The following is a 22,738-nucleotide window of genomic DNA, read 5'->3' as shown; positions in this document are numbered from 1 at the left end:
GTTTACTCCCCTTTGCCGCCGGCTGCTTTGTCAGCTGCCTGAGCGGGGGCCGGGTTCTTGGTGGCTGCGTTGCTGTTCACGTTGGTGGCTTCGGTGGCCTTGACTTCAACCCCGGGCCGTACGTACTGCAGGCCTTCGGTAATCAGGCGATCGCCGGCCTTGAGCCCGTCTTCGATCAGCCACTGGCTGCCGACGGTGCGGCTGGCCTTGAGCTGACGCAGTTCGACCTTGTTGTCCGGGCCTACCACCAATGCGGTCGGCAGGCCCTTGAGGTCACGGGTCACGCCCTGCTGCGGCGCCAGGATCGCCGCGCTGTTCACCCCGGCCTGCAACTGCGCATGGACGAACATGCCCGGCAGCAGGGTGTGGTCCGGGTTGGGGAACACGGCCCGCAAGGTGACGGAGCCGGTGGTCTGGTCGACCGACACTTCGGAAAACTCCAGCTTGCCGTCATGGGCATACTGGCTGCCATCCTCCAGGGTCAGCTTGACCATGGCGGCATTGTCGCCAGCCTTCTGCAACCGGCCGCTTTCCAGCTCACGACGCAATTGCAGCAGTTCGACCGAACTCTGGGTCACGTCGACATAGATCGGGTCCAACTGCTGGATAGTCGCCAGGGCGTCGGCCTGACCGTTGCTGACCAGCGCGCCCTCGGTGACCGAAGAACGGCCGATGCGACCGGAAATCGGTGCATAGACCTTGGTGTAGCGCACGTTGATCTGAGCGGTTTGCAGGTTGGCTTCCGATTCGAGGCGATTGGCCACGGCGGTGTCGTATTCCTGACGGCTGACGGCCTGTTCATCCACCAATTGCTTGTAGCGATCGGCGATGGATTTGGTTGAGCGCAAGTTCGCCTCGGCGCTCTTGAGGGTCGCTTCGTACACCGCCGGGTCGATCTGATACAGCTGCTGGCCGGCCTTGACGTCGGCGCCTTCCTTGAACAGACGCTTGAGGATGATGCCGTTGACCTGTGGACGGACTTCCGCGACACGGAACGCGCTGGTACGGCCGGGCAATTCGGACGTCAAGGTGAAAGGCTGGGTTTTGAGGGTTACGACGCCGACCTGAGGGGGTGGTGCGGCGGGGGCCGCCTCTTCCTTTTTGCATCCGCTGAGCAGTGATGCCAGGGCGATGGCGGTAACCAGAGCGGTAACAGCTGGCTTGAATTGCATGGAAATCCTCGGGTCAGGCGCGCAACAGGCGCACTCGAAAGGTGGAAAGTTAGAAAGGCGTCATTTTTCAATTAGTAGGTTGCTAAGAAATATACTTACGTACATGGTTGTTTGTAAACAGCCAAATTGCGTACCATCCGGCTTTACAAAAGCCTGACAAAGGCCCTGTTGACCGGAGGTCCGCTCCTATGAGAGGGCGCTCTATATTCGCTCAGCTGACCTTACGCATTGCTCATGCATCCTGATTGAGGTGTTTACTGCCATGGTTCGTCGTACCAAAGAGGAAGCCCTGGAGACTCGCAGCCAGATACTCGAAGCGGCCGAAAAAGCCTTTTTCGAGCGTGGCGTGGCGCGCACGACGCTGGCCGACATTGCGACCCTGGCCGGTGTGACACGCGGGGCGATCTATTGGCATTTCAGCAACAAGGCGGATCTGCTCCAGGCCATGCTCGACACCTTGCATGAGCCGCTCGATGAACTGGCCCGCGCCAGTGAAAACGAAGAAGAGCCGGACCCGTTGGGCTGCGTCCGGAAGCTGCTGGTGCGGTTGTTCCAGCAGGTGGCCCTGGACCCGAAAACCCGACGCATCAATGAGATTCTTTTCCATAAGTGCGAGTTCACCGATGAGATGTGCGATTTGCGCCAGCAGCGGCGCGAAGTCAGCCTCGACTGCAATGTGCGTATCGCGCTGTCGTTGCGCAATGCAATGACGCGTGGACAGTTGCCGGGTGATATGGACCCGGAAAGGGCGGCGGTTGCCCTCCATGCCTACATCGATGGCATCCTCTACCAATGGCTGTTGGTCCCCGACAGCTTCGCCCTGGCTGGTGAGGCCGAGCGCTGGGTGGACATCGGGCTGGACATGCTGCGCCTGAGCCCCAACCTGCGCAAATGAAACAAAATGCGTAATTGCGTCGATATGTGTCAATAGCTGATGACGAATACCCCGTGGGCCTCAAGCCCGACGGGGTACTTATAGATGAATCGTCTGCACATTGACAACGCGCGCGTCGCTATCGCGTGTCTACGGCCTATTCGACAATCAGGCGAACAGTGTAGTTGAAGGGCGGTTCGAGCATCTTTTGCGAGACTTCAGTCCTGCAAGTGTATTTGCCATCGCCGGTGTAGTTCGATCGACTGTTCCAGTCCGGTTTGTAACGGGGTTCCAGGGTGCCAAAGACGACTGGGGCTTGGAATCGGGTTTGCATCTGGCATTCGAAGTCGTAATTGCTCAAGGCATAAGAGAGAACGAGTTCAATAGGTTTGACTTTCTTCAGTGTGGGTTGCCAACCCGCTGTGGGATAGGTGTAACTCCTTTGATGGACGAAATGGATATTGCGAATGGACTTGGGCGACACGTCATAAGCGTTCGAAGAAAAGTCCGCAGGCTGTGGCGGATCGGTCAGCAGGTTGGTCATGCTCAACGTACCGTTGGTATTGTTTGTAATCTCCACGGTGATGCCGGTGTTGGCCATGCTGTTGGCAACCATAGCGGGCCCCAGCACCAGGGCAAGGATGAAACTTTTCAGGATATTCATGGTTATGCGTCTCTCATAAATGCAACGCTCGCTAAAGCCTGCATACATTGATGGGTATGTTGTGGGTTTGATTGGATGGTGTTGTTTTACCGAGCTTTACTTGTCGGGTGTTGAATTATTGCTGGAGGTGAATATATAAGCGTCAATCCTTTGTGTGGGTGAAGTGTTGTTCGGGTTTTATTATTAGCGTTGTTCGATGCGTGAATCCATAGTGGATAAGTTTCGTCTTGTTATTCGTTGTGTCAGCGCTGGTTAATTGGTGCGGAGTTAAAGTTGACAGGCATAAAAAAAGCCCTGGCTCTTTCGAGTCGGGGCTTTTCAGTTGGCCTGAGTTACATGCTTACATCACGGGATAATCGATATAACCCACCGGCCCTTTTCCATAGAACGTTTCCGGGTGTGGCTCATTCAGCGGCGCATCGGCTTTCAAGCGTGCCGGCAAGTCCGGGTTGGCAATGAAAGGCACACCGAATGCCACGGCATCGGCCTTGCCCTCGGCCAGCCAGGCATTGGCGCTGTCCTTGGTGAAGCGCTCATTGGCAATGTACGGGCCGCCGAAAGCTTGCTTGAGTTGCGGGCCGATGCTGTCGTCGCCTTCCTTCTCGCGGGAGCAGATGAACGCGATGCCACGCTTGCCCAGCTCTCGGGCCACGTAGCTGAAGGTTTCCAGGCGGTTCTCGTCGCCCATGTCATGGGAGTCGGCACGTGGCGCCAGGTGCACGCCAACCCGGCCGGCGCCCCAGACTTCGATGGCGGCATCGGTCACTTCCAGCAACAGGCGGGCGCGGTTTTCCAGGGAGCCGCCGTAGTGGTCGGTACGCTGGTTGGTGCTGCTTTGCAGGAACTGGTCGAGCAGGTAGCCGTTGGCGCCGTGGATTTCCACGCCGTCGAAACCGGCGGCCTTGGCGTTTTCGGCGCCTACGCGGTAGGCGTCGACGATGTCGGCGATTTCAGCGGTTTCCAGGGCCCGTGGCGTCGGGTAGTCGGCCAATGGACGCACCAGGCTCACGTGGCCTTTGGGCTGGATGGCGCTGGGTGCCACCGGGGTTTCGCCATTCAGGTACGACGGATGGGAGATCCGGCCCACGTGCCACAGCTGCAGGAAGATCTTGCCGCCGGCACCGTGGATCGCCTTGGTCACGTTGGCCCAGCCGCGCACCTGATCGTTGGACCAGATGCCCGGGGTATCCGGATAACCCACGCCCATCGGCGTGACGGAGGTGGCTTCGCTGAGGATCAGGCCGGCGGAGGCGCGTTGCACGTAGTACTCGGCCATCAACGCGTTGGGTACGCGGCCCGCATCGGCGCGGCAGCGGGTCAGTGGCGCCATGATGATGCGGTTCTTCAGCTCGATGTCGCCGAGTTTGATCGGGTCGAAAATAGTCGTCATGAATTACAAGCCTCGAAAGTGGAAGTTGAAAATCAACGAGTTGCCGGAGCCAGGTCGGGGTTGGCGCCCTGGCGGAAAGTAATCAGGGTGATCAACAGCGCCAGTACCGCCAGCGCACCGGCGGCGAGGGGAACGCTGGTCAGGCCCAGGCCCTGGTCGATGACGCTGCCGCCGACCCAGGCGCCCAAGGCGTTGCCGATGTTGAAAGCGCCGATGTTCAGGGTAGACACCAGGTTCGGTGCCTCTTTGCCGAAGGTCACCACGTTGACTTGCAGGGCCGGCACGGCCGCGAAGCAGGCGGTGGCCCAGAGGAACAGGGTCATTTCGGTGGGGATCAGCGCCACGCTGGTCCAGCTCAACACGGTGGAGACCACGGCCATGGTGACGAACACACCGATCAGCGTGTTCGCCAGGCTCTTGTCCGCCAGCTTGCCGCCGATGATATTGCCCAGGGTCAGGCCCAGGCCGATCAGCACCAGGGTCCACGTCACGCCACGGGGCGACACGCCGGTGACTTCACCCAGCAACGGGGCGACGTAGGTGAACAGGGTGAACACCGAGGCGGAAAACAGCGCCGTCATGCCCAGGGACAGCCACAGGCCCGCACCCTTGAGCGCCACCAGTTCCGAGCGCATGTCGAGTTTTTCTTCATCGCGCTTGGCCGGCAGGAAGCGGATCAGACCGATCAGCGCCACCACACCGATGAGGGTCACGGCCCAGAAGGTCGAACGCCAGCCCGCTTCCTGGCCCAGTGCCGTACCCAGCGGGACGCCGAGGACATTGGCCAGGGTCAGGCCGGTGAACATCAGGGCCACGGCCGAGGCGCGCTTGTTGGGCGCCACCAGGCCGGCGGCCACTACCGAACCGATTCCGAAGAACGCGCCGTGGCACAAGGCGGTCACGACCCGGGCGAACATCAGCACGTTGTAGTCGCTGGCAATGGCGCACAGCAGGTTGCCGATGATGAAAATCCCCATCAGCGCCACCAGCGCGGCCTTGCGTGGCAGCCGGGCGGTGGCCAGGGCCATGAAGGGAGCACCGATGGCCACGCCCAGGGCGTAGCCGGTCACCAGCCAGCCGGCGCCGGGGATCGATACACCCAGGTCAGCCGCCACATCGGGCAACAGGCCCATGATGACGAACTCGGTGGTACCGATGGCGAAGGCGCTGAGGGCCAGGATAAGGAGTGAGAGGGGCATGGCGAATCCTTGTCAGAGCTCTTGGCTCATTTGCTTGAGGAACTGCTGGATCACTTCCTCGTTGCGTTTGAAGAAGTGCCATTGACCGACCTTCTGGCTGGTGATCAGCCCCGCCCGTTGCAACACCGCCAGATGGGCCGACACCGTGGACTGCGACAGGCCGCAACGCTGGTCGATCTGTCCGGCGCAGATGCCGAACTCGTGGTTGTGCAATTGTTCAGGGAACTGGACCTTGGGGTCTTTGAGCCAGTTGAGGATGTCTCGCCGTACCGGGTGTGCCAGTGCTTTTATTATTTCGTCGAGGTCAAGGGTCATGTGGGCAGTTCGTAGTGGGTTCAGGTGAGTAAAACGCTATATCGCGATGAGGCGAACCTTAAATCGTTATTTCGCGATATACCAATATGGATTTGATCTGAATACCGAACAAATCGCTATATCGGGTTATAACGATATGGGCGTGGTGGTGATAAGCTGCGGGTCATGAACTACCTCGCGCACCTGCACCTTGGCGGCTCCGGCCGGGAACAACTGCTCGGCAGTCTCTATGGCGATTTCGTCAAGGGACCGCTGCAAGGCACCTACGACCCACGGATCGAAGCGGGCATCGCCCTGCATCGGCGCATCGACCAGTACACCGACCGGCACCCGCTGGTGGATAGCGCGTTGTCGCGTTTTACTACGGTGCGGCGGCGCTACGCCGGTATCGTGCTCGACGTGTTTTTCGATCATTGCCTGGCCCGGGATTGGGCGTCGTATGGCGATGGGGCACTGGCGGACTTCACCTCCCGGGTATACCGGGTGCTGGCCGACGAACCGCAACTGCCCGGACGTCTTGCGCACATCGCGCCCTACATGGCCGCGGATGACTGGCTCGGGTCCTATCAGGAGTTCGAAGTGCTCGGACAGGTCCTGCGAGGCATTTCCCGGCGCCTGTCCCGGCCAGAGGAACTGGCGGGTGCAATGGATGAACTGGTCCGGCTTTATGAGCCGTTGAGTGAGGATTTCCGCTTGTTCTATCCGCAGCTTCAGGCATTTGCGGCGAGCCACCTGTGGGAGCGAGCCTGCTCGCGATAGCGGTGTAACAGTCAACATCTCCGCTGAATGTCAGACCGCTATCGCGAGCAGGCTCGCTCCCACAGGGGATTGCGCAAAGGTTTGGATCAAGCCGCAATGGCCGGCCGCATCGGCACCTGCTGCTTCTCGGGAATCACACCGAACAAGGCCTTGTGCACCGCCTGCTGCGCCTGGAAGGCCAGGGCCGCACGTTCCTGGCCGTGACAGGCGATGGGCTGCAAAAGGTGGATGTGCACGTCCCCCAGGTCGTTGCTGAACAAGCGCATCAGGTGCGACAGCAAGTCGTCATCGCCAATGAATGGCGCCAACGAGTCCGGCTCGCCGTTGCGCAAGTAACGAATCGCCACGGGCTGCAACGCGACGTCGGCATCGATGGCCGCCGACAACAGGCGGCCATGGAAGGTGCGCAATGAACGGCCATCGGTGGTGGTGCCTTCCGGGAACATCAGCAGCGGATGCGCTTGCTCCAGATGACGAGTCATCTGCTTGCGGATCAACTGGCTGTCCCCTGATCCGCGGCGGATGAACAGGCTGCCGGCCTTGGCTGCCAACCAACCGGCCACCGGCCAGGTACGCACCTCGGCCTTGGACAGGAACGACAATGGCGCGAGCATGCCCAGCAGCGGAATATCGGTCCAGGACACGTGATTGCTGACCCACAGCATCGGCCGTTGCGGCAACTGACCGTGGACCGTCACGGAAAAGGGCAGGGCATTGCTCAAGCGCGCCATGAAGAATCTTGACCAACGCTGGCGACGCACCATGGAGTTGGCAAGGCCCAGGCGTTCGAACAGGCCGAACACGCTGGCCATCGTCAGGCCCAGCGCCACCACCAGCAGCACTCGCGCGATACGCGCGTACACCCGCAACCGGCTCATCACACCGCTGCCTTGAAGTGGCGGGCGTAGCGTGGGCAGAGGTCGTCGCGCTTGAGCAGGATGAACACGTCGGCCACCTGGAAATCTTCGTCCCAGCACGGCTCGCCGCAGATCTTCGCGCCCAGGCGCATGTACGCCTTGAGCAGCGGCGGCATTTCGGCGATGACGTTGGACGGCACGTCGAGGGCCGGCAACGGTTTTTTCGGCTCGGCTTGCAGGTGCTCGGTGCACAGGTAGCGCTCGCGCAGGCGCTGCATGATCGCCTGGGCCTGGATGCCGCCGTCCTGCATTGGAATGCTCGCGCAACCCATCAAGTAGCTGTAGCCGCCTTCGTTCAGAACTTCGGCCAGTTCACCCCAGAGCACCGCGATGGTGCCGCCGTTGCGGTAGGCCGGGTCGACGCAGGTACGGCCGATTTCCAGGATCGGCCCCTTGAGGTGGATCAGGCCGTGGAGGTTGAATTCTTCTTCACTGTAGAAACGGCCCAGGCTGCTGGCGGCCTGGTGGTCGAGCAGGCGGGTAGTCGCCACGAGGCGCCCGGTGTTCAGGTCGCGTACGCCGATGTGGGCGCAGTGAACATCGTAGTCATCCATGTCCAGACCCCTTTCCGCGCCCTTGAGCTTGGCGTTGAATTCGCCGCTGAAGACGTTGAAGCGCAGGGCTTGGGCTTCTTGCAGAGCCTGGGCGCCGATCAGGCGTTCGGCTTGCAGGCGGCGTTCATTGCCGGTGTCGCTGATGCGGGCGATCTGAGTCATAGCGAATCTCCGTGCGGGCTGTGCACCCGTCTTGGGGTTGAGCCAATCGACTTTCTTTATGCAGCCATGTTGTGCAAAGTCAGGCTATGTAGCCCCGGTGTCATCGCCATGAAGCTTTGGTGATGCTTATGTGACAGCCCTCAGGGAGCCCCCTGTGGGAGCGAGCCTGCTCGCGATAGCGGTGGATCAGTTGTATCGATGTTGGCTGATACCCTGCTATCGCGAGCAGGCTCGCTCCCACAAGGGAATGCCGCAGCCAGCAAAACTGTCATCAACCCCGGCTAAGCTCGACAGGTTCAATCCCTCCGAGCCCCACCGTATGCGCAAAGGCTGGTTCCTGATTCCGCTCCTGCTGTTCAACCTGAGCGTCCATGCCGAAGACTGGCCTGGCGAGCAATGGCCAATCGGCCCGACGCCCACCGGGTCGAGCATCGAAGCCCTCGAGCAATACGCTTTTCCACCGCGCGACGATGCCACCCGCCAAGGCATTCGCACTGACGCGCTGCTGGTGATCCAGGATGGGCGTCTGGTCTATGAGCGCTACGCCGGCCCCACCAGCGCCGACACCCCGCACCTGACCTGGTCCATCAGCAAAAGCCTGATGGCGACGGTGTTTGGCGTGGCCTACGGTGAACGGCGATTTGCCCTGCAGGATCCGGTGGCCCGGTATTACCCCGCATTGAGCCACTCGCCGGACTTGACCCTGGCCGATCTTTTCCACTGGGCCTCGGGCGTGGACTGGCAGGAAGACTACGAATACGCACCGCTCCACTCCTCGGTGGTGGCGATGCTCTACACCCGGGGGCGCCGCGACATGGCGGCGTTCACTGCGCAACACGAGCGCTACAGTCCGCCGGGGCAGTCGTTCCGTTATTCCAGCGGCGACAGCAATCTGCTGGCGGCAGCCTTGAAAAATATCGTCGGCCCGGCGCGATATCCCGACTATCCCTGGACGGCGTTGTTCGAACCGCTGGGCATCCGCCATGCTGTTTGGGAAACCGATGCCAGCGGCACTTTTGTCGGTTCGTCCTACGCCTACCTCACCGCCCGCGACCTGGCCCGTGTCGGCTTGCTGATGCAGCGCGATGGCCGCTGGGGCGAGCGGCAGCTGATTCCCAAGGAGTGGGTGGCGTTCAATCGCGAACCTTTCGCCCGGTTCCAGGCCGGCCAGGACGAGGCCGTGCCCGGCGGACACTGGTGGCTCAACCGTGCCGCCGACCCCGGCCTCCGCCCCTGGCCCGATGCGCCGGCGGACACCTACGCCGCACTTGGGCATTGGGGGCAGGCGTTGTATGTCATCCCCAGCGCCAGGTTGGTCATCGTGCGATACGGTGATGACCGCGACGGCAGCTATCGCCATAACGAATTGCTCAAGCGTGTCATGGCGGCGTTCGCCGGGGCGGTGCAGCCATGAGCCGCAGGCCATTGCTGACGCTGACGGTGGCGCTGCTTGTCGCGCTGTTCGGTTGGCTCTGGATCGATCGGGTGGCGCTGCGAGCGTTCCCCGACATCATCAGCGCCTACACCGCCAAGGAATATTGCTCGTGCCGCTACGTGATGCTGCAACCGGCCGATTACTGCCGTGGCTACGTGAAACAGTCGGTACCCATCAGCAACTTTCTCGAAACCCCTGAAGCGAAACGCGTGACGGTCGCCGGGCTGGGGCGCAGCAACAGCGCACGGTGGATGGGAGAGCGGCAGGGGTGTCGGTTGGAGCCGTGAGCCTGGAGCGCCACGGCCCTTGTGGCGAGGGGATTTATCCCCGCTGGGTTGCGAAGCGACCCCCTGCGTCCTGTCTGTTTCATCGCGGTGGCTGATAGTTTTTTGGGGGCGCTTCGCACCCCAGAGGGGATAAATCCCCTCGCCACAGGATCTGTGTGTTTGCGGACGATGGATTAAACAGACAGTTTGCAAGCGCCCTCGGCCCGGTTAAGGTTCGCCACAGGTTTATCTGCCCTCCGAGTGTGTATGTCCAAGCGGTTTCTTTCCCTCGCTGTCGCGACCTTGCTGCTGGCCGGCGCTGCGCTGCCCGCCCGGGCCGATTGGTACCTGGACGGTGAGTCGTCACGGTTGTCGTTCATCAGCAGCAAGAACGGTAATGTTTCCGAGGTCCAGCGCTTCCTGGTGCTGCATGGCCAGGTCCAGCCCAAGGGGCTGGCGCGGTTGCAAGTGGAACTGGAGTCGATCAACAGCGGCATCCCCCTGCGGGACGAGCGCATGCGCGCCGAACTGTTCGACATCAAGCAGTTCGGCGAAGCCACCATCACCGCGCAGATCGATCTGTTGCCGATCCAGGACCTGGCCAATGGTGCCCAGCTGGAACTGCGCCTGCCACTGACCGTGGACTTGCATGGCAAACAGCACGAGTACAACGTCGAACTCCTGGCGACGCGGTTGGATGAACACCGCTTCCAGGTGGTGACCCTGGAGCCGGTGGTGCTCAACGCGGCGGACTTCGACCTGGCGCCGGGCCTGGAGACGTTGCGCAAAATGGCCGGGCTGTCGGCCATCAGCCTTTCGGTGCCGGTGAATGCGGTGCTGATCTTCACGGCGCGCTGACATGAGCGGCCCGGTCTTTCCCTGGCGCGAAGGCAATCGGTTCGAGCTGTTGATCGACGGCCCGCAGTTCTTTCCGCGCATGCTCGTGGAAATCGCCCGCGCCCAGGAGCAAGTCGAACTGGAGCTGTATCTGGTGGAGGCGGGCGCCTGTGCCGAAGCGATGGTCCAGGCCCTAGTCCAGGCGGCCGAGCGCGGTGTCCGGGTACGTTGCCTGTTCGATGACTATGGCAGCCTGGCGTTTACCCTGAGCTTGCGCAATCGGCTGATCGAGGCCGGTGTGGAACTGCGTTTCTACAACCGCCTGAGCTGGCGCCGCTGGGTACGGAATTTCTATCGCGACCACCGCAAACTGTTGTTGGTGGACCAGCGTCTGGCAGTGGTGGGCGGTACCGGGGTGACCGATGAGTTCTGGAACCCCCTCGACGGTCGCAGCGAGTGGCACGAAGTGATGGTGGAAATCGTCGGCCCGCTGGTGCTGGACTGGCAGTTGCTGTTCGATCGCCAATGGCTCGCCAACCGTCATCGGCGGGCCTGGAAGCCTGCGTCCAACTTCGGCCTGCCGCGTTTGCCGCGGGTACCACCGGCGGGCGAGGGCATGGGCCGGGTGGCGTATGCGGACGCCCGCCAGCACCGCGATATCCTGCAATCGCTGTCCCGGGCCTTGAACAGCGGCCAGAAACGCATCTGGATGGCGACCCCGTACTTCCTGCCGACGTGGAACGTGCGCCGTTCCTTGCGCAAGGCCGCCGCCCGGGGCATCGACGTGCGCCTGCTGCTCACCGGCCCACGCACCGACCATCCGTCCGTGCGTTACGCCGGGCACCGCTACTACCCGCGCCTGCTCAAGGCCGGGGTGAAAATCTTCGAGTACCAGCCGTGTTTCCTGCATTTGAAGATGGTGCTGGTGGACGACTGGGTCAGCATCGGTTCGTGCAATTTCGACCACTGGAACCTGCGCTTCAACCTGGAGGCGAACCTGGAAGCCCTGGACTCCAGGCTCAGCCGTGCAGTGGCGGAGAGCTTCGAGCAGGACTTCAGCCAAAGCCTGCAAGTCAGCCTCGACGCCTGGCAGCGCCGGCCGCTGTGGAAGCGTTTCAAGCAGCGGCTGTGGGGGCTGGTGGATCGGGTGGTGGTGAATCTGCTGGATCGGCGGGGCTGATCCAGACACTAAAAACAACTGTGGGAGCGAGCCTGCTCGCGATAGCGGTATGTCAGCCGACTGAGTGGTTGACTGATTTACCGCTATCGCGAGCAGGCTCGCTCCCACAGGGGAGTCATGTCGCTCTGGCGTCAGAGCAACTCAAAACTCTGCTGCTTCACATCCTGGGAGTCCAGGCCGATCTGCACGTTGAATTTGCCTGGCTCAGCCGCGTACTTGAGCTGGGCGTTGTAGAACTTCAGGTCGTCTTCGCTGATGGAGAAGTGAATGACCTTCTTCTCGCCGGCCTTGAGCATCACCTTCTGGAAGTTCTTCAGTTCCTTCACCGGACGGATGATCGAGCCGGTCACGTCCTGGATGTACAGCTGCACCACGGTTTCGCCGTCACGCTTGCCGGTGTTCTCCACGGTCACGCTGGCGTCGAGCGTGCCGGTCTTGTTCAGCGTGGTGGAAGACAGGGCCATGTCCGACAGGCTGAACTCGGTGTAGCTCAGGCCGTAGCCGAACGGGTACAGCGGGCCGGTAGTGTCATCGAAGTACTGTGAGGTGTAGTTGCCTGGCTTGCCCGGGGTGAACGGGCGGCCGATGCTCAGGTGGTTGTAGTAGGTCGGAATCTGGCCCACCGAGCGTGGGAAGGTGATCGGCAGTTTGCCCGACGGGTTGTAGTCACCGAACAACACGTCGGCGATGGCGTTGCCGCCTTCGGTGCCGCTGAACCAGGTTTCCAGGATGGCATCGGCTTGCTGTTGTTCTTCCAGCAACGACAGCGGGCGGCCGTTCATCAGGACCAGTACCAGCGGCTTGCCGGTGGCCTTCAGGGCCTTGATCAGCTCGCGCTGGCTGGCGGGGATGTGCAGGTCGGTGCGGCTCGAAGACTCGTGGGACATGCCACGGGATTCACCCACGGCAGCCACCACCACATCGGCTTGCCTGGCGGCTTTCACCGCTTCGTCGATCAGCACCTGGGCCGGGCGTGGATCGTCCACCACTTCCGGGGCGTCGAAGTTGAGGAAGTTCAGGTAGTCGAGCACCTTCTTGTCGCTGGTGATGTTGGCGCCACGGGCATAGATGAACTTGGCGTCACCGCCAAGGGCACGGCTCATGCCATCGAACAGGGTGACCGACTGCGCGGGGCGACCGGCGGCGGCCCAACTGCCCATCATGTCGATCGGTGCCTTGGCCAGCGGGCCGACCAGGGCGATTTTCGCGTTCTTCTTCAATGGCAGGGTCTGGTTGCGGTTTTCCAGCAAGACCAGGCTGCGGCGTGCCACGTCGCGGGCATCGCTGCGGTGCAGTCGGCTTTCGGCGTAGGTGTCGGCCGGGTCATCCTCGGCCTTGCCGATGCGCAGGTACGGGTCCTTGAACAGGCCCATGTCGTACTTGGCGACGAGCACTTCACGCACGGCGTTGTCGATGTCGCTCTGCTCGATCTCGCCGGACTTGAGCAGCCCCGGCAATTCCTTGCCGTACAACGAGTCGTTCATGCTCATGTCGATGCCAGCCTTGATCGCCAGCTTCGCCGCTTCGCGACCGTCCCGGGCGACACCGTGCTTGATCAGTTCGAAGATGGCGCCGTGATCGCTGACGGCCAGGCCCTTGAAGCCCCATTCCTTGCGCAGCAGATCGTTCATCAACCAGGTGTTGGCCGTGGCCGGCACGCCGTTGATGGAGTTCAACGCCACCATCACACCGCCGGCACCGGCGTCGATGGCGGCGCGATAGGGCGGCAGGTAGTCCTGGTACATTTTCACCGGGCTCATGTCCACGGTGTTGTAGTCCCGGCCGCCTTCAACGGCGCCGTACAGGGCGAAGTGCTTGACGCTGGCCATGATGCTGTCGGCCGCGTTGGCGCCGCTGCCCTGGAACGCCTTGACCATCACCCCGGCAATGCGCGACACCAGGTAGGTGTCTTCGCCAAAGCCTTCGGAAGTCCGGCCCCAGCGCGGGTCACGGGAAATGTCGACCATCGGTGCGAAAGTGATGTCCAGGCTGTCGGCCGCGGCTTCCTGGGCGGCGATGCGGCCGGAGCGGTAGATGGCGTCCATGTCCCAGCTCGAAGCCAGGGCCAGGGGAATCGGGAAAATGGTGCGGTGGCCGTGGATCACGTCATAGGCGAAGAACATCGGGATCTTCAGCCGGCTGCGCATGGCCGCGTCCTGCATCGGACGGTTTTCATCACGGGTGATGGAGTTGAACGTGCCGCCGATGTTGCCGGCGGCGATCTCCTTGCGGATCATCTCCCGGGGCATTTCCGGGCCGATGCTGATCAGGCGCAACTGGCCGATCTTTTCCTCGAGGGTCATTTGCTTCATCAGGTTGCTGATGAAAGCGTCCTTGTTCTCTATGGGGGCTGGCAGGGTGTCGGCTAATACGGATTGACTGGCCAGACTGACAAACAGGCCCAGCAAACACAGCTTCTTCATGAATAGTTTTCTCGCAGGCCCAAAGGCGGTAATCAGGACACGCCGTCAGCCGAAATGTGAGGAGTGGCTATTGTTGTTCGGTCAAATGCAGCACACTTTCGAACCCATGGGGCTGAACTTAGTTTCGCACCGCGCATCTTTTAGCCCATCGATCCGTTTCAATCCAGTGCGGCGGCAGATTATGCCCCAGACACGGGGGATAGGTGGCCGTGTTTTCCAATGTAAAAGCAAGGGAGAGCTTCACCCGATGAATCTACGACTGAATCACCGAAGCGGCTTGCGAATGCTGGCCCTGATGCTATTCACCGCGTTGCTGGCCGGTTGCGGCATCAACACGATTCCGACCCTCGACGAACAGGCCAAGGCTGCTTGGGGCCAGGTGCAGAACCAGTACCAGCGGCGCGCCGACCTGATCCCGAACCTGGTGGAAACCGTCAAGGGCTATGCCCAGCACGAGCAGGAAACCCTGACCGCCGTCATCGAGGCGCGGGCCAAGGCCACCTCGATCCAGGTCGATGCCAACACCCTGGATAACCCGGAGAAACTCAAGCAGTTCCAGCAGGCCCAGGATCAATTGACCGGTGCGCTGAGCCGCCTGATGGTGGTGTCCGAGCGCTACCCGGACCTCAAGGCCAACCAGAACTTCCTGGCGCTGCAGTCGCAGCTCGAAGGCACCGAGAACCGTATCGCCGTGGCCCGTCGCGACTTCATCCTGGCGGTGCAAAAGTACAACACCGAGATCCGGACTTTCCCGGGGCGGTTGTGGCACAGCGTGATGTACAGCGACCTGCCGATCCGCCAGACCTTCGAGGCCACCAGCCCCGACGCCGAAAAAGCGCCGCAGGTGAAATTCTGACCGATACCCGGCTCCCACAGGAGTTCCAATGCGTGTGTTGAAATTTGGCCTGGTGCTGTTGCTCTGGGTGTTTGCAGTCACGGCCCAGGCCGAGTTGAAGTTTCCGGCGCTGACCGGGCGGGTAGTGGATACCGCCCAGTTGCTTCAGCCGTCGGTGCGCGAGCAATTGGATGCGCAGCTCAAGGCCCACGAGCAGGCCACTGGCGAACAGGTCGTGGTGGTCACGCTGGCGGACCTGCAGGGCGCCAGCATCGAAGACTTCGGCTACCAGCTCGGGCGCCACTGGGGCATCGGGCAGAAGGACAAGAACAACGGTGCCCTGCTGATCGTCGCCCGGGATGACCGTAAACTGCGCATCGAGGTGGGCTACGGCCTGGAAGATCGCCTGACCGACGCCCAGAGTTCGGTGATCATCAACCAGGTGATCACCCCGGCGTTCAAGACCGGCAACTTCAACAAGGGCATCAGCGACGGCGTCGCGGCGATGCTGGTGGTGTTGGGCGGCAGCCCGCTGGATGAGCCGGCTGCCGCATACAGTGCGGGCGGGCAGGAGGAGGGCGACTTCGTCTCGCGACATCCGTGGACATTCGTGATGCTGGTGATGTTGTTCATCGTCACGATCATGGTCTGCCAGGTGTTGGGGATTCTACCGGCCGGGGGAGGCGGCTCCAGCGGCTCCAGCGGGGGAGGCTTTGGCGGCGGCGGTTTCGGCGGTGGCGGTGGCGGTGGTTTCAGCGGCGGCGGTGGCAGTTTCGGGGGCGGCGGTTCGTCGGGCGGCTGGTGACAATAATAATGAGCAGGCACTTTTAACCATGGCATTACTGACTGAACACGAACAACGCAAGGTGGCCGAAGCCATCGCCCGGGTCGAGCGGGACACCGACGCCGAACTGGTCACGGTGCTCGCGGCGCGCGCCGACGACTATGCCTACATCCCGCTGCTATGGGCCAGTTTGCTGGCCCTGGTGGTGCCCGGTGTGCTGCATTACCTGACGGGCTGGTTGACCATGCACAGCTTGCTGCTGGTGCAATGGGTCAGCTTCATCGTGCTGTGCCTGGTGTTTCGCATTCCGAAGGTCACCACCCACCTGATCCCCCGCTCGGTGCGCCACTGGCGGGCGTCCAACCTGGCTCGCCGGCAGTTTCTCGAACAGAACCTGCACCACACCGTGGGCGGTACCGGAATGCTGATCTTCGTCTGCGAAGCCGAGCGCTACGTGGAGATCCTGGTGGACGAGGGCATTTCCAAACGCCTCGACAACCGGAACTGGGAGGCCATTGTCGCGGCCTTCACCGAACAGGTCCGCCAGGGGCAGACCTTGCAGGGCTTTGTGACCTGCATCGAAGCCTGCGGCGAATTGCTCAAGGAACACGTGCCGGTGACCCACGAGCGCAATGAACTGCCGAACCGGTTGGTGGTGCTCGGCTAGGAACCTGCCGCCGGAGCACATTGTGGGAGCAAGGTTGTGAATAACTGTGGGAGCAAGGCTTGCCCGCGATGAAGTTGACGCGGTCTACCCTGGGACCGAGGCGCCTTCATCGCGGGCAAGCCTTGCTCCCACAGATAAATCCCCTCGCCACAACGATTCCTCGTGCCCTGACACCTCGTTCCCCCTAAAATACCCACAATTCCCGATCCGCCTGCCCCGAGGCCGCTTGTTCATGTCCGTTACTGCAACTCCCGCCCGTCCCGCGCCGGATCACCACGCCCAGTTCATCGAGCTGCTGCAGGCCAGCCTCGACCAGAACGCGTTCATCAAGCTGGTGCTGGCCAGGCATGTCGGTGATGAAGCGGATCTCCAACGGCTGATCATCAAGCAACTGACGGTCAAGGAGCAGCCTTGCCTGTCTTTCGTCTACCGCTACAAAACCCGTGACATCACTAAGAATTTCCCGCTGGCCGAAGGCGTGGCGACCATCGCGGCGTTGTTGCCGGCATCGTTCAAGAACGCACATTTGCTGGCGGTCACCGATGAGGCGCAGTTGGAATACAGCAAGAAAGGCAAGTCTTCACTGTTCAGGAGCAAGCCCCAGCAACTGCGTGAAGTGCCCTCGGTGGAGCACAACCGCGAGAAAAACCGCTTCCTCGACCTGAGTCGGCCGTTCCTGGCCGACCTGGGCGTGACCAACCACAAGCACGAGCTGATCCCGGCCATGTCGCGCAAGTGGAAGCAGATCAACAAGTTCATTGAAGTCTTCAGCCATGCGCTGACCTCCTCGCCGCTGGACCTGGACAAACCGGTGCGGGTGTCGGACTTCGGTTCGGGCAAGGGCTACCTGACCTTCGCCATTCACGACTACCTGCGCAACACCTTGCAAGCCGAAGGCGTGGTGACGGGTGTCGAGTTGCGCGAGGACATGGTGCGGCTGTGCAACGAGGCCGCCGGGCGCCTGGAACACCCGGGCCTGAGCTTCCAGCACGGTGACGTGCGCAGCGTGGCGCCGAGCGCGGTGGACGTGATGATCGCCTTGCACGCCTGCGACATCGCCACCGACTACGCGATCCACATGGGCATCCGCTCGGGCGCCTCGATCATCATGTGCTCGCCGTGCTGCCACAAGCAGATCCGCTTGCAGATCCAGAGCCCGGCGCTGCTCAAGCCGATGCTGCAATATGGCCTGCACCTGGGCCAGCAGGCGGAAATGGTCACCGACAGCCTGCGGGCGCTGTTCCTGGAGGCCTGTGGCTACGAAACCAAGGTGTTCGAGTTCATATCCCTGGAACACACCAACAAGAACAAGATGATCCTGGCGGTCAAACGCGCCACCCCGAACGATCCGGCCGAGCTGCTGGCGAAGATCCAGGAACTGAAGGCGTTCTACCACATCACCGAACACTGCCTCGAAACCTTGCTGCGGGCTGACGGTTATCTCGCCTGAAGCGGCTTGCCCAGTCCCTTTGTGGGAGCGAGCCTGCTCGCGATGGCGGTGTATCAGTTGCTGGATTGCTGACTGATACTCCGCCATCGCGAGCAGGCTCGCTCCCACAGGGGTGATGTGCAGCCCGTCAGATGACAAGTGAAGCCGTCCCCATCGGACTACCTTTAATGCGTTCACCCTTCACGCATTCCCAAAGGAGCCCAACCCATGGCCGCAAAGAAAATCCTGATGCTGGTCGGCGATTACGTCGAAGACTATGAAGTGATGGTGCCGTTCCAGGCCTTGCAGATGGTCGGCCATACCGTGCACGCGGTGTGCCCTGACAAGACCGCCGGGCAGACCGTGCGCACGGCGATCCACGACTTCGAAGGCGACCAGACCTACAGCGAGAAACCGGGCCATCTGTTCGCCCTTAACCATGATTTTGCCAGTGTCGCAGCGGCTGCCTACGACGCGCTGCTGATTCCCGGCGGACGGGCGCCGGAATATCTGCGGCTGAATGAAAAAGTCCTGCAACTGGTGCGCGATTTCGACGTGGCGGGCAAGCCGATTGCTGCCGTATGCCACGGCGCGCAACTGCTGGCGGCGGCGGGCATTCTGGAAGGGCGTGAATGCAGTGCCTATCCGGCCTGTGCCCCGGAAGTGCGCTTGGCGGGCGGGACCTTCATCGACATTCCGGTGACCGAAGGCCATGTCCAGGGCAACCTGGCGACCGCACCAGCCTGGCCGGCTCACCCGAACTGGCTGGCGGGGTTCCTGACGCTGTTGGGCACGGCCATCACCCTGTAGTGGCGCCGACTGGCAGAGCCGACGGGGCAGGTCTTTACTCTTGAGGCTCTTGACCTCACGAGGAAACGATCATGTCCGGATGGTACGAAGTCAGCAAGCACAGCAGTGGCCAGTTTCGGTTCGTGCTCAAGGCCGCCAACGCCGAAACGATCCTGACCAGCGAGTTGTACGCCACCCGCAGCGGTGTCGATGGGGGCATCGCCGCGGTGCAGAAGAACAGCCCCTTGGCCGAGCGTTATGAGCTCAAGAACACCAGGGACGGCCATCCCTATTTCAATCTCAAGGCCGCCAACCACGAAGTGATCGGCAGCAGCGAAACCTATTCATCGGAGGCTGCTCGGGACAAGGGCATTGCCAGTGTCAAGGCGAATGGACCGACCACGATGATCAAGGACAAGACCCTGCCTGCGCTCTAATCAACCTGTGGCGAGGGAGCTTGCTCCCGCTGGGGCGCGCAGCGGCCCTGATTCCAGGCACCTCGGTGTATCAGCAGATCGAGTGTGCAGGTTTGGGGGGCGCTGCGCACCCCAGCGGGAGCAAGCTCCCTCGCCACAGGACTCTGCGCTGATTCTATTCCTACACCTACATCTACACCTCCACCGGCACCGACAGCTTCGGATCGCCCAGCGGATGGCTCTTGGCATCGAAGAATCGCAACTCCATGTCCAAACCCTGGAACAGCTTGGCGTAATGGCGCTTCTGGTGCTGGATGAACGCCTGGCTGCGAGGGTAGATCGAAATTGCCATGGTGCGGGGTTTCGCCTGGCGCAGGGCGCGGACGATGTGCTGGTCCTGCTCGCCCAGGGCGTGGCCGAACAGGCACAGGTTGTCGCCATGGTGCAGCAGTTGGTCGTAGCAGAACGACAGGTAGTCGGAGCTGCGGATGGTCTTGAGCTTGTCCTCGCTCGGGCCTTCATTGACGAACAGCGGCACGTCGTCGAGGGTCTTGAGGGTGTTGTTGATGGCGAAATTGCCCAGCAGCGTGCCTTCGGTGGATGTGAGCTTGCGCGCCGTGCCGTCCTGGTTGCGCACCAGGTGCAGGCCGCCGTGCAGGTACAACAGCCGTGGTTTTTCCGTGGTCGCCTGGCTCAGATCGAAACTGTGGTCGGCGCCGATGAACAGATCGGTGATGGCGTGCTGCGCCTGCTGGAGCGCCCAGTGGTTGAGCAAGTCGTAGTTGGTGGTGAACACCGTGGCATAGCGACTCAGCTCCTGGCTGAGCGCCGCCAGGGTCGATGGCTGTACCAATCGCCATGGGATATGCACCGCGTGCACGGTGTTGATCAGCGCTTCCTTGATCGCGTAGTAGCGATTGCGCGGGGCGGCGGAGCTGACGGCGAGGGCCTTGTTGACCCGGCTGGTGGTTTTCAGCGCACCGAGCACCTGTTCGAAACTGCGGGTCTGCAGCGCGTCGAACACGCTCAACTCCGACGGGCTCAGGGGCTTTTCCTCGACGGTGCGGGCGTTTTCGAACAGCGAGTCATAGCCGAAATCATCCCATACGGCACGGCTGGCGCCATTGCCCACCAGCAGCCCGCTGAAAGCGGTATGGGCGCGCAAGGTCTCCCAATCTTCAAGCCGGGCGTCGTATTCCTGGAAGTCGGTCATTGGAAAGTCATCTCAAAACGTGGCAAGGGCAGGGCGCGACTTTATCACGACCGACTCTTGAGCCAGATCAAGGAACCGCGTGACTGACTGGTCAATCCTGTAGGCCCGTGCCGATCCGGCCTCTTCCAGGAGCGTGTCCCCATGAGTAGCACTTTTTTCATCCCCGCCGTGAACGTCATGGGGCTGGGTTGCCTCGACGAGGCCATGACTGCCATTCGCAACTACGGTTTTCGCAAGGCCCTGATCGTGACCGACGTGGGGCTGGCCAAGGCCGGCGTTGCGGGCAAGGTGGCCGACCTGCTGGCGCTGCAGGACATCGCCTCGGTGATTTTCGACGGTGCCAAGCCCAACCCGAGCACTGCGAACGTCGAGAGTGGCCTGGGATTGTTGAGGGAGAGTCAATGCGATTTCGTGGTGTCGCTGGGCGGCGGCTCGCCCCATGATTGCGCCAAGGGCATTGCCCTGTGCGCCACCAATGGCGGGCAGATCCGCGACTACGAGGGTGTCGACCGGTCGGCCAAGCCGCAATTGCCGCTGATCGCCATCAACACCACGGCCGGCACCGCCAGTGAGATGACTCGCTTCTGCATCATCACCGACGAATCGCGTCACGTGAAAATGGCGATTGTCGACCGTAACGTGACGCCGCTCATGTCGGTCAACGATCCGGCGCTGATGGTGGCAATGCCCAAGGGACTGACGGCTGCGACGGGCATGGATGCGCTGACCCACGCGGTCGAAGCCTACGTGTCCACCGCCGCCAGCCCGATTACCGATGCCTGTGCTCTGAAAGCCATCACCCTGATCAGCAACAACCTGCGCCTGGCGGTGCGTGACGGCCACGATCTGGCGGCACGGGAGAATATGGCCTACGCGCAGTTTCTGGCCGGGATGGCCTTCAACAATGCTTCGCTGGGTTTCGTGCATGCCATGGCCCACCAACTGGGCGGTTTCTACGACTTGCCCCATGGTGTTTGCAACGCGGTGCTGTTGCCCCACGTGCAGAGTTTCAATGCCTCGGTGTGCGCCGCGCGCCTGACCGATGTGGGTCGTGCCATGGGGGTCGATACGCTCCGATCCAGCCCGGAGGATGGCGCCCAGGCCGCTATCGCCGCGATCGTCAGTCTGGCCCGGGACGTGGAGATCCCGGCCGGTCTGCGAGAGTTGGGCATGCGCCTCGATGACGTGCCGGTGCTGGCCGCCAACGCCCTGAAAGACGCCTGCGGCCTGACCAACCCGCGGGCAGCGGATCAACGGCAGATCGAGGAAATTTTCCGCAACGCCTTCTAGCGACCCCGAGGCGACGTGACCTTCACGCAGGCCATGGTCGCTAGCGCCAGCAGCGTGCATAGTGTCGCCAGCGGCCAGGCCTGTTGACTCGACAACAGGCTGGCCATGGCGCCGATCAGCGCGGCCAGCAGTTGGTGCAGGAAGCCGCTCAGTGCCATGGCGTAGGCGCCGGGCACCGGCGAGCCTTCGTTGGCCAGGGACAGGCTGATGGGGTAGTTCAACGACTGGCCGAACACGGCCAGGCAATACGGCAACCAGAAAAGCAACGCGATGCCGTCCAGGGTGAGGCCACCCACCAGCATGGTCGCGCTTCCCCCCAGCACCAGCGCGATGCCCCACCCCATCATCCGTCGCTGGCCGGCATGCAGCACAAAGGCGTTCACTACCAATGCGCCAAGCAGGTAAGCGGTGCTGATCGGCCAGCCCAGCAGGCCGTACTCGATCGCCGACCACTGGAAGCCCTGTTGCAGAATGAGCGGCGCTGCCGTGTTGAAGGCGATGATCACGCCATACCCAAGCCCTCCGGCAAGAGCCGGCAACAAAAAACCGCGCTGCTGCAGAATCCGTCCGTATACCTGCCATGCCGACTGTCCATTATCGCTCTGCGTCAATATCGGGAACCTGGTCCGGGAAACCGCCGCGGCCATGATCAGGCTGGCGGCGCCCAGACCATGGAAGATCGCTTCCCAACCCAAGGCAGCCTGGATCAGCGAGCCCAGGTACTGGCCGATGCCGAGGGCGACCACGAAGGCTATCGATATCCACGACAGGGCTTTTGCCAGCAGATCGCCGCTGAAGCTGTCACGAATCAAGACCCGCGCCATCACCGAGATACCGCTGGCACCGATGCCTTGGATCAACCTGAACGCCAGGAACGCCTCCACCGAGGTACCAAGCGGCAGCGCCAGATTGCCCAACCCGTACAATCCCAATGCCGCCAGCAAGACCGGTTTGCGCCCCAGGCGTTCGCTCAGCCTGCCCCACGTCAACATGGGCAGCGCCATGCCGATCAAATACACCGACAGGCCCCAGGATACTTGTGGCGCATCGGCACCAAGATCCCGGGCGATATCAGGCAGCGCGGGCAAGTAGATGCTCATGCCCAGTTGTGCCAGGAAAACGGTGGTGCAAGTAACGATCAGGGTTGTACGGCTTTTCATCGATGACT

At 61.9% G+C, this 22,738-nt stretch carries 23 protein-coding genes; 13 read left to right on the top strand and 10 right to left on the bottom strand.

The annotated features are described in order from the left end of the window. Positions 1-2 precede the first annotated feature (2 nt). Entirely contained in the window at positions 3-1,172 is a 1,170-nt protein-coding gene (locus tag N005_RS14515) for an efflux RND transporter periplasmic adaptor subunit (RefSeq protein WP_047701817.1), read from the bottom strand. Positions 1,173-1,434: 262 nt separating this feature from the next. On the opposite strand from N005_RS14515, the gene N005_RS14510 reads away from it, so the two are divergent. Next, positions 1,435-2,067, top strand: coding sequence for a TetR family transcriptional regulator (locus N005_RS14510; RefSeq protein WP_047701816.1), 633 nt, complete (start codon positions 1,435-1,437; stop codon positions 2,065-2,067). A 136-nt stretch (positions 2,068-2,203) separates the two neighbouring features. Here the strand turns inward: N005_RS14510 and N005_RS14505 are convergent, their stop codons facing one another. The 4 genes from N005_RS14505 to N005_RS14490 all read right to left on the bottom strand — a co-directional run bounded on the left by N005_RS14505 (position 2,204) and on the right by N005_RS14490 (position 5,614). Further along, complete coding sequence (locus N005_RS14505; RefSeq protein ID WP_047701815.1) at positions 2,204-2,710, bottom strand: hypothetical protein; 507 nt, start codon at positions 2,708-2,710, stop codon at positions 2,204-2,206. Between the two features lie 340 nt (positions 2,711-3,050). After that, complete coding sequence (locus tag N005_RS14500; protein ID WP_047701814.1) at positions 3,051-4,100, bottom strand: alkene reductase; 1,050 nt, start codon at positions 4,098-4,100, stop codon at positions 3,051-3,053. Between the two features lie 32 nt (positions 4,101-4,132). Beyond that, positions 4,133-5,299, bottom strand: coding sequence for an MFS transporter (locus N005_RS14495; protein ID WP_047701813.1), 1,167 nt, complete (start codon positions 5,297-5,299; stop codon positions 4,133-4,135). Positions 5,300-5,311: 12 nt separating this feature from the next. Further along, positions 5,312-5,614 carry an ArsR/SmtB family transcription factor gene (locus N005_RS14490; RefSeq protein WP_003198672.1) on the bottom strand — a complete coding sequence of 101 codons (303 nt, stop codon included), beginning with the start codon at positions 5,612-5,614 and terminating at the stop codon, positions 5,312-5,314. A 165-nt stretch (positions 5,615-5,779) separates the two neighbouring features. On the opposite strand from N005_RS14490, the gene N005_RS14485 reads away from it, so the two are divergent. Then, on the top strand, positions 5,780-6,373 hold the full coding sequence (locus N005_RS14485) for an acyl carrier protein phosphodiesterase (RefSeq protein ID WP_047701812.1): 594 nt from the start codon (positions 5,780-5,782) through the stop codon (positions 6,371-6,373). A gap of 86 nt (positions 6,374-6,459) precedes the next feature. On the opposite strand, the gene N005_RS14480 is transcribed toward N005_RS14485, so the two are convergent. Further along, on the bottom strand, positions 6,460-7,251 hold the full coding sequence (locus N005_RS14480) for a lysophospholipid acyltransferase family protein (RefSeq protein WP_047701811.1): 792 nt from the start codon (positions 7,249-7,251) through the stop codon (positions 6,460-6,462). Continuing rightward, positions 7,251-8,006 carry an L-ornithine N(alpha)-acyltransferase gene (gene olsB, locus N005_RS14475; RefSeq protein ID WP_047701810.1) on the bottom strand — a complete coding sequence of 252 codons (756 nt, stop codon included), beginning with the start codon at positions 8,004-8,006 and terminating at the stop codon, positions 7,251-7,253. The genes N005_RS14480 and olsB overlap by 1 nt, the downstream gene beginning before the upstream one ends. A gap of 319 nt (positions 8,007-8,325) precedes the next feature. Between olsB and N005_RS14470 the strand changes: the two genes are divergently transcribed. From N005_RS14470 to N005_RS14455, 4 genes are all read left to right on the top strand, one after another. Then, the gene (locus N005_RS14470) at positions 8,326-9,420 is read left to right on the top strand and encodes a serine hydrolase domain-containing protein (protein WP_047701809.1); all 1,095 of its coding nucleotides are present in this window, start codon (positions 8,326-8,328) and stop codon (positions 9,418-9,420) included. Continuing rightward, positions 9,417-9,728, top strand: a complete 312-nt coding sequence (locus tag N005_RS14465) for a hypothetical protein (RefSeq protein WP_047701808.1) — start codon at positions 9,417-9,419, stop codon at positions 9,726-9,728. Before N005_RS14470 ends, N005_RS14465 begins: the two co-directional genes overlap by 4 nt. Positions 9,729-9,974: 246 nt before the next feature. After that, a complete protein-coding gene (locus tag N005_RS14460; RefSeq protein ID WP_047701807.1) occupies positions 9,975-10,565 on the top strand; it encodes a YceI family protein in 591 nt (196 codons plus the stop codon). Position 10,566: 1 nt separating this feature from the next. Then, positions 10,567-11,724, top strand: a complete 1,158-nt coding sequence (locus tag N005_RS14455) for a phospholipase D-like domain-containing protein (RefSeq protein WP_047701806.1) — start codon at positions 10,567-10,569, stop codon at positions 11,722-11,724. Positions 11,725-11,855: 131 nt separating this feature from the next. Here N005_RS14455 and bglX read toward each other — a convergent pair whose 3' ends face one another. Beyond that, on the bottom strand, positions 11,856-14,147 hold the full coding sequence (bglX, locus tag N005_RS14450; protein WP_047701805.1) for a beta-glucosidase BglX: 2,292 nt from the start codon (positions 14,145-14,147) through the stop codon (positions 11,856-11,858). Positions 14,148-14,394: 247 nt separating this feature from the next. Between bglX and N005_RS14445 the strand changes: the two genes are divergently transcribed. From N005_RS14445 to N005_RS14420, 6 genes are all read left to right on the top strand, one after another. Next, positions 14,395-15,003 carry a LemA family protein gene (locus N005_RS14445; RefSeq protein WP_047701804.1) on the top strand — a complete coding sequence of 203 codons (609 nt, stop codon included), beginning with the start codon at positions 14,395-14,397 and terminating at the stop codon, positions 15,001-15,003. A gap of 28 nt (positions 15,004-15,031) precedes the next feature. Further along, complete coding sequence (locus N005_RS29795; protein WP_047701803.1) at positions 15,032-15,787, top strand: TPM domain-containing protein; 756 nt, start codon at positions 15,032-15,034, stop codon at positions 15,785-15,787. A gap of 28 nt (positions 15,788-15,815) precedes the next feature. After that, the gene (locus N005_RS14435; RefSeq protein WP_047701802.1) at positions 15,816-16,433 is read left to right on the top strand and encodes a TPM domain-containing protein; all 618 of its coding nucleotides are present in this window, start codon (positions 15,816-15,818) and stop codon (positions 16,431-16,433) included. A gap of 232 nt (positions 16,434-16,665) precedes the next feature. Continuing rightward, positions 16,666-17,883, top strand: a complete 1,218-nt coding sequence (locus N005_RS14430) for a class I SAM-dependent methyltransferase (protein ID WP_047701801.1) — start codon at positions 16,666-16,668, stop codon at positions 17,881-17,883. Positions 17,884-18,090: 207 nt separating this feature from the next. Next, entirely contained in the window at positions 18,091-18,672 is a 582-nt protein-coding gene (locus tag N005_RS14425; RefSeq protein WP_047701800.1) for a DJ-1/PfpI family protein, read from the top strand. 71 nt (positions 18,673-18,743) lie between these two features. Next, positions 18,744-19,088, top strand: coding sequence for a YegP family protein (locus tag N005_RS14420; protein ID WP_047701799.1), 345 nt, complete (start codon positions 18,744-18,746; stop codon positions 19,086-19,088). Between the two features lie 172 nt (positions 19,089-19,260). Here the strand turns inward: N005_RS14420 and N005_RS14415 are convergent, their stop codons facing one another. Then, positions 19,261-20,280, bottom strand: coding sequence for a DUF4917 family protein (locus tag N005_RS14415; protein ID WP_047701798.1), 1,020 nt, complete (start codon positions 20,278-20,280; stop codon positions 19,261-19,263). A gap of 141 nt (positions 20,281-20,421) precedes the next feature. Between N005_RS14415 and yiaY the strand changes: the two genes are divergently transcribed. Further along, a complete protein-coding gene (yiaY, locus tag N005_RS14410; RefSeq protein WP_047701797.1) occupies positions 20,422-21,570 on the top strand; it encodes an L-threonine dehydrogenase in 1,149 nt (382 codons plus the stop codon). On the opposite strand, the gene N005_RS14405 is transcribed toward yiaY, so the two are convergent. Then, a complete protein-coding gene (locus N005_RS14405; protein WP_047701796.1) occupies positions 21,567-22,730 on the bottom strand; it encodes an MFS transporter in 1,164 nt (387 codons plus the stop codon). The genes yiaY and N005_RS14405 overlap by 4 nt on opposite strands. Between the last annotated feature and the right edge of the window lie 8 nt (positions 22,731-22,738).

This window comes from Pseudomonas mediterranea CFBP 5447 (genome assembly GCF_000774145.1).
GTDB lineage: Bacteria > Pseudomonadota > Gammaproteobacteria > Pseudomonadales > Pseudomonadaceae > Aquipseudomonas > Aquipseudomonas mediterranea.
Note: the sequence above shows the minus strand (reverse complement) of the source record. Positions and strands in the feature narration are given on the sequence as shown.

What these genes read in the sequence shown, in the direction of transcription:
- N005_RS14485 (WP_047701812.1), top strand. Translation starts at nt 5,780, where the DNA reads ATGAACTACCTCGCGCACCTGCACCTTGGCGGCTCCGGCCGGGAACAA.
- N005_RS14480 (WP_047701811.1), bottom strand. Translation starts at nt 7,251, where the DNA reads ATGAGCCGGTTGCGGGTGTACGCGCGTATCGCGCGAGTGCTGCTGGTG.
- N005_RS14470 (WP_047701809.1), top strand. Translation starts at nt 8,326, where the DNA reads ATGCGCAAAGGCTGGTTCCTGATTCCGCTCCTGCTGTTCAACCTGAGC.
- N005_RS14455 (WP_047701806.1), top strand. Translation starts at nt 10,567, where the DNA reads ATGAGCGGCCCGGTCTTTCCCTGGCGCGAAGGCAATCGGTTCGAGCTG.
- N005_RS14510 (WP_047701816.1), top strand. Translation starts at nt 1,435, where the DNA reads ATGGTTCGTCGTACCAAAGAGGAAGCCCTGGAGACTCGCAGCCAGATA.
- N005_RS14430 (WP_047701801.1), top strand. Translation starts at nt 16,666, where the DNA reads ATGTCCGTTACTGCAACTCCCGCCCGTCCCGCGCCGGATCACCACGCC.
- N005_RS14515 (WP_047701817.1), bottom strand. Translation starts at nt 1,172, where the DNA reads ATGCAATTCAAGCCAGCTGTTACCGCTCTGGTTACCGCCATCGCCCTG.
- N005_RS29795 (WP_047701803.1), top strand. Translation starts at nt 15,032, where the DNA reads ATGCGTGTGTTGAAATTTGGCCTGGTGCTGTTGCTCTGGGTGTTTGCA.
- N005_RS14495 (WP_047701813.1), bottom strand. Translation starts at nt 5,299, where the DNA reads ATGCCCCTCTCACTCCTTATCCTGGCCCTCAGCGCCTTCGCCATCGGT.
- N005_RS14445 (WP_047701804.1), top strand. Translation starts at nt 14,395, where the DNA reads ATGAATCTACGACTGAATCACCGAAGCGGCTTGCGAATGCTGGCCCTG.
- olsB (WP_047701810.1), bottom strand. Translation starts at nt 8,006, where the DNA reads ATGACTCAGATCGCCCGCATCAGCGACACCGGCAATGAACGCCGCCTG.
- N005_RS14415 (WP_047701798.1), bottom strand. Translation starts at nt 20,280, where the DNA reads ATGACCGACTTCCAGGAATACGACGCCCGGCTTGAAGATTGGGAGACC.
- N005_RS14460 (WP_047701807.1), top strand. Translation starts at nt 9,975, where the DNA reads ATGTCCAAGCGGTTTCTTTCCCTCGCTGTCGCGACCTTGCTGCTGGCC.
- N005_RS14435 (WP_047701802.1), top strand. Translation starts at nt 15,816, where the DNA reads ATGGCATTACTGACTGAACACGAACAACGCAAGGTGGCCGAAGCCATC.
- N005_RS14405 (WP_047701796.1), bottom strand. Translation starts at nt 22,730, where the DNA reads ATGAAAAGCCGTACAACCCTGATCGTTACTTGCACCACCGTTTTCCTG.
- N005_RS14490 (WP_003198672.1), bottom strand. Translation starts at nt 5,614, where the DNA reads ATGACCCTTGACCTCGACGAAATAATAAAAGCACTGGCACACCCGGTA.
- N005_RS14505 (WP_047701815.1), bottom strand. Translation starts at nt 2,710, where the DNA reads ATGAATATCCTGAAAAGTTTCATCCTTGCCCTGGTGCTGGGGCCCGCT.
- bglX (WP_047701805.1), bottom strand. Translation starts at nt 14,147, where the DNA reads ATGAAGAAGCTGTGTTTGCTGGGCCTGTTTGTCAGTCTGGCCAGTCAA.
- N005_RS14500 (WP_047701814.1), bottom strand. Translation starts at nt 4,100, where the DNA reads ATGACGACTATTTTCGACCCGATCAAACTCGGCGACATCGAGCTGAAG.
- N005_RS14425 (WP_047701800.1), top strand. Translation starts at nt 18,091, where the DNA reads ATGGCCGCAAAGAAAATCCTGATGCTGGTCGGCGATTACGTCGAAGAC.
- N005_RS14420 (WP_047701799.1), top strand. Translation starts at nt 18,744, where the DNA reads ATGTCCGGATGGTACGAAGTCAGCAAGCACAGCAGTGGCCAGTTTCGG.
- N005_RS14465 (WP_047701808.1), top strand. Translation starts at nt 9,417, where the DNA reads ATGAGCCGCAGGCCATTGCTGACGCTGACGGTGGCGCTGCTTGTCGCG.
- yiaY (WP_047701797.1), top strand. Translation starts at nt 20,422, where the DNA reads ATGAGTAGCACTTTTTTCATCCCCGCCGTGAACGTCATGGGGCTGGGT.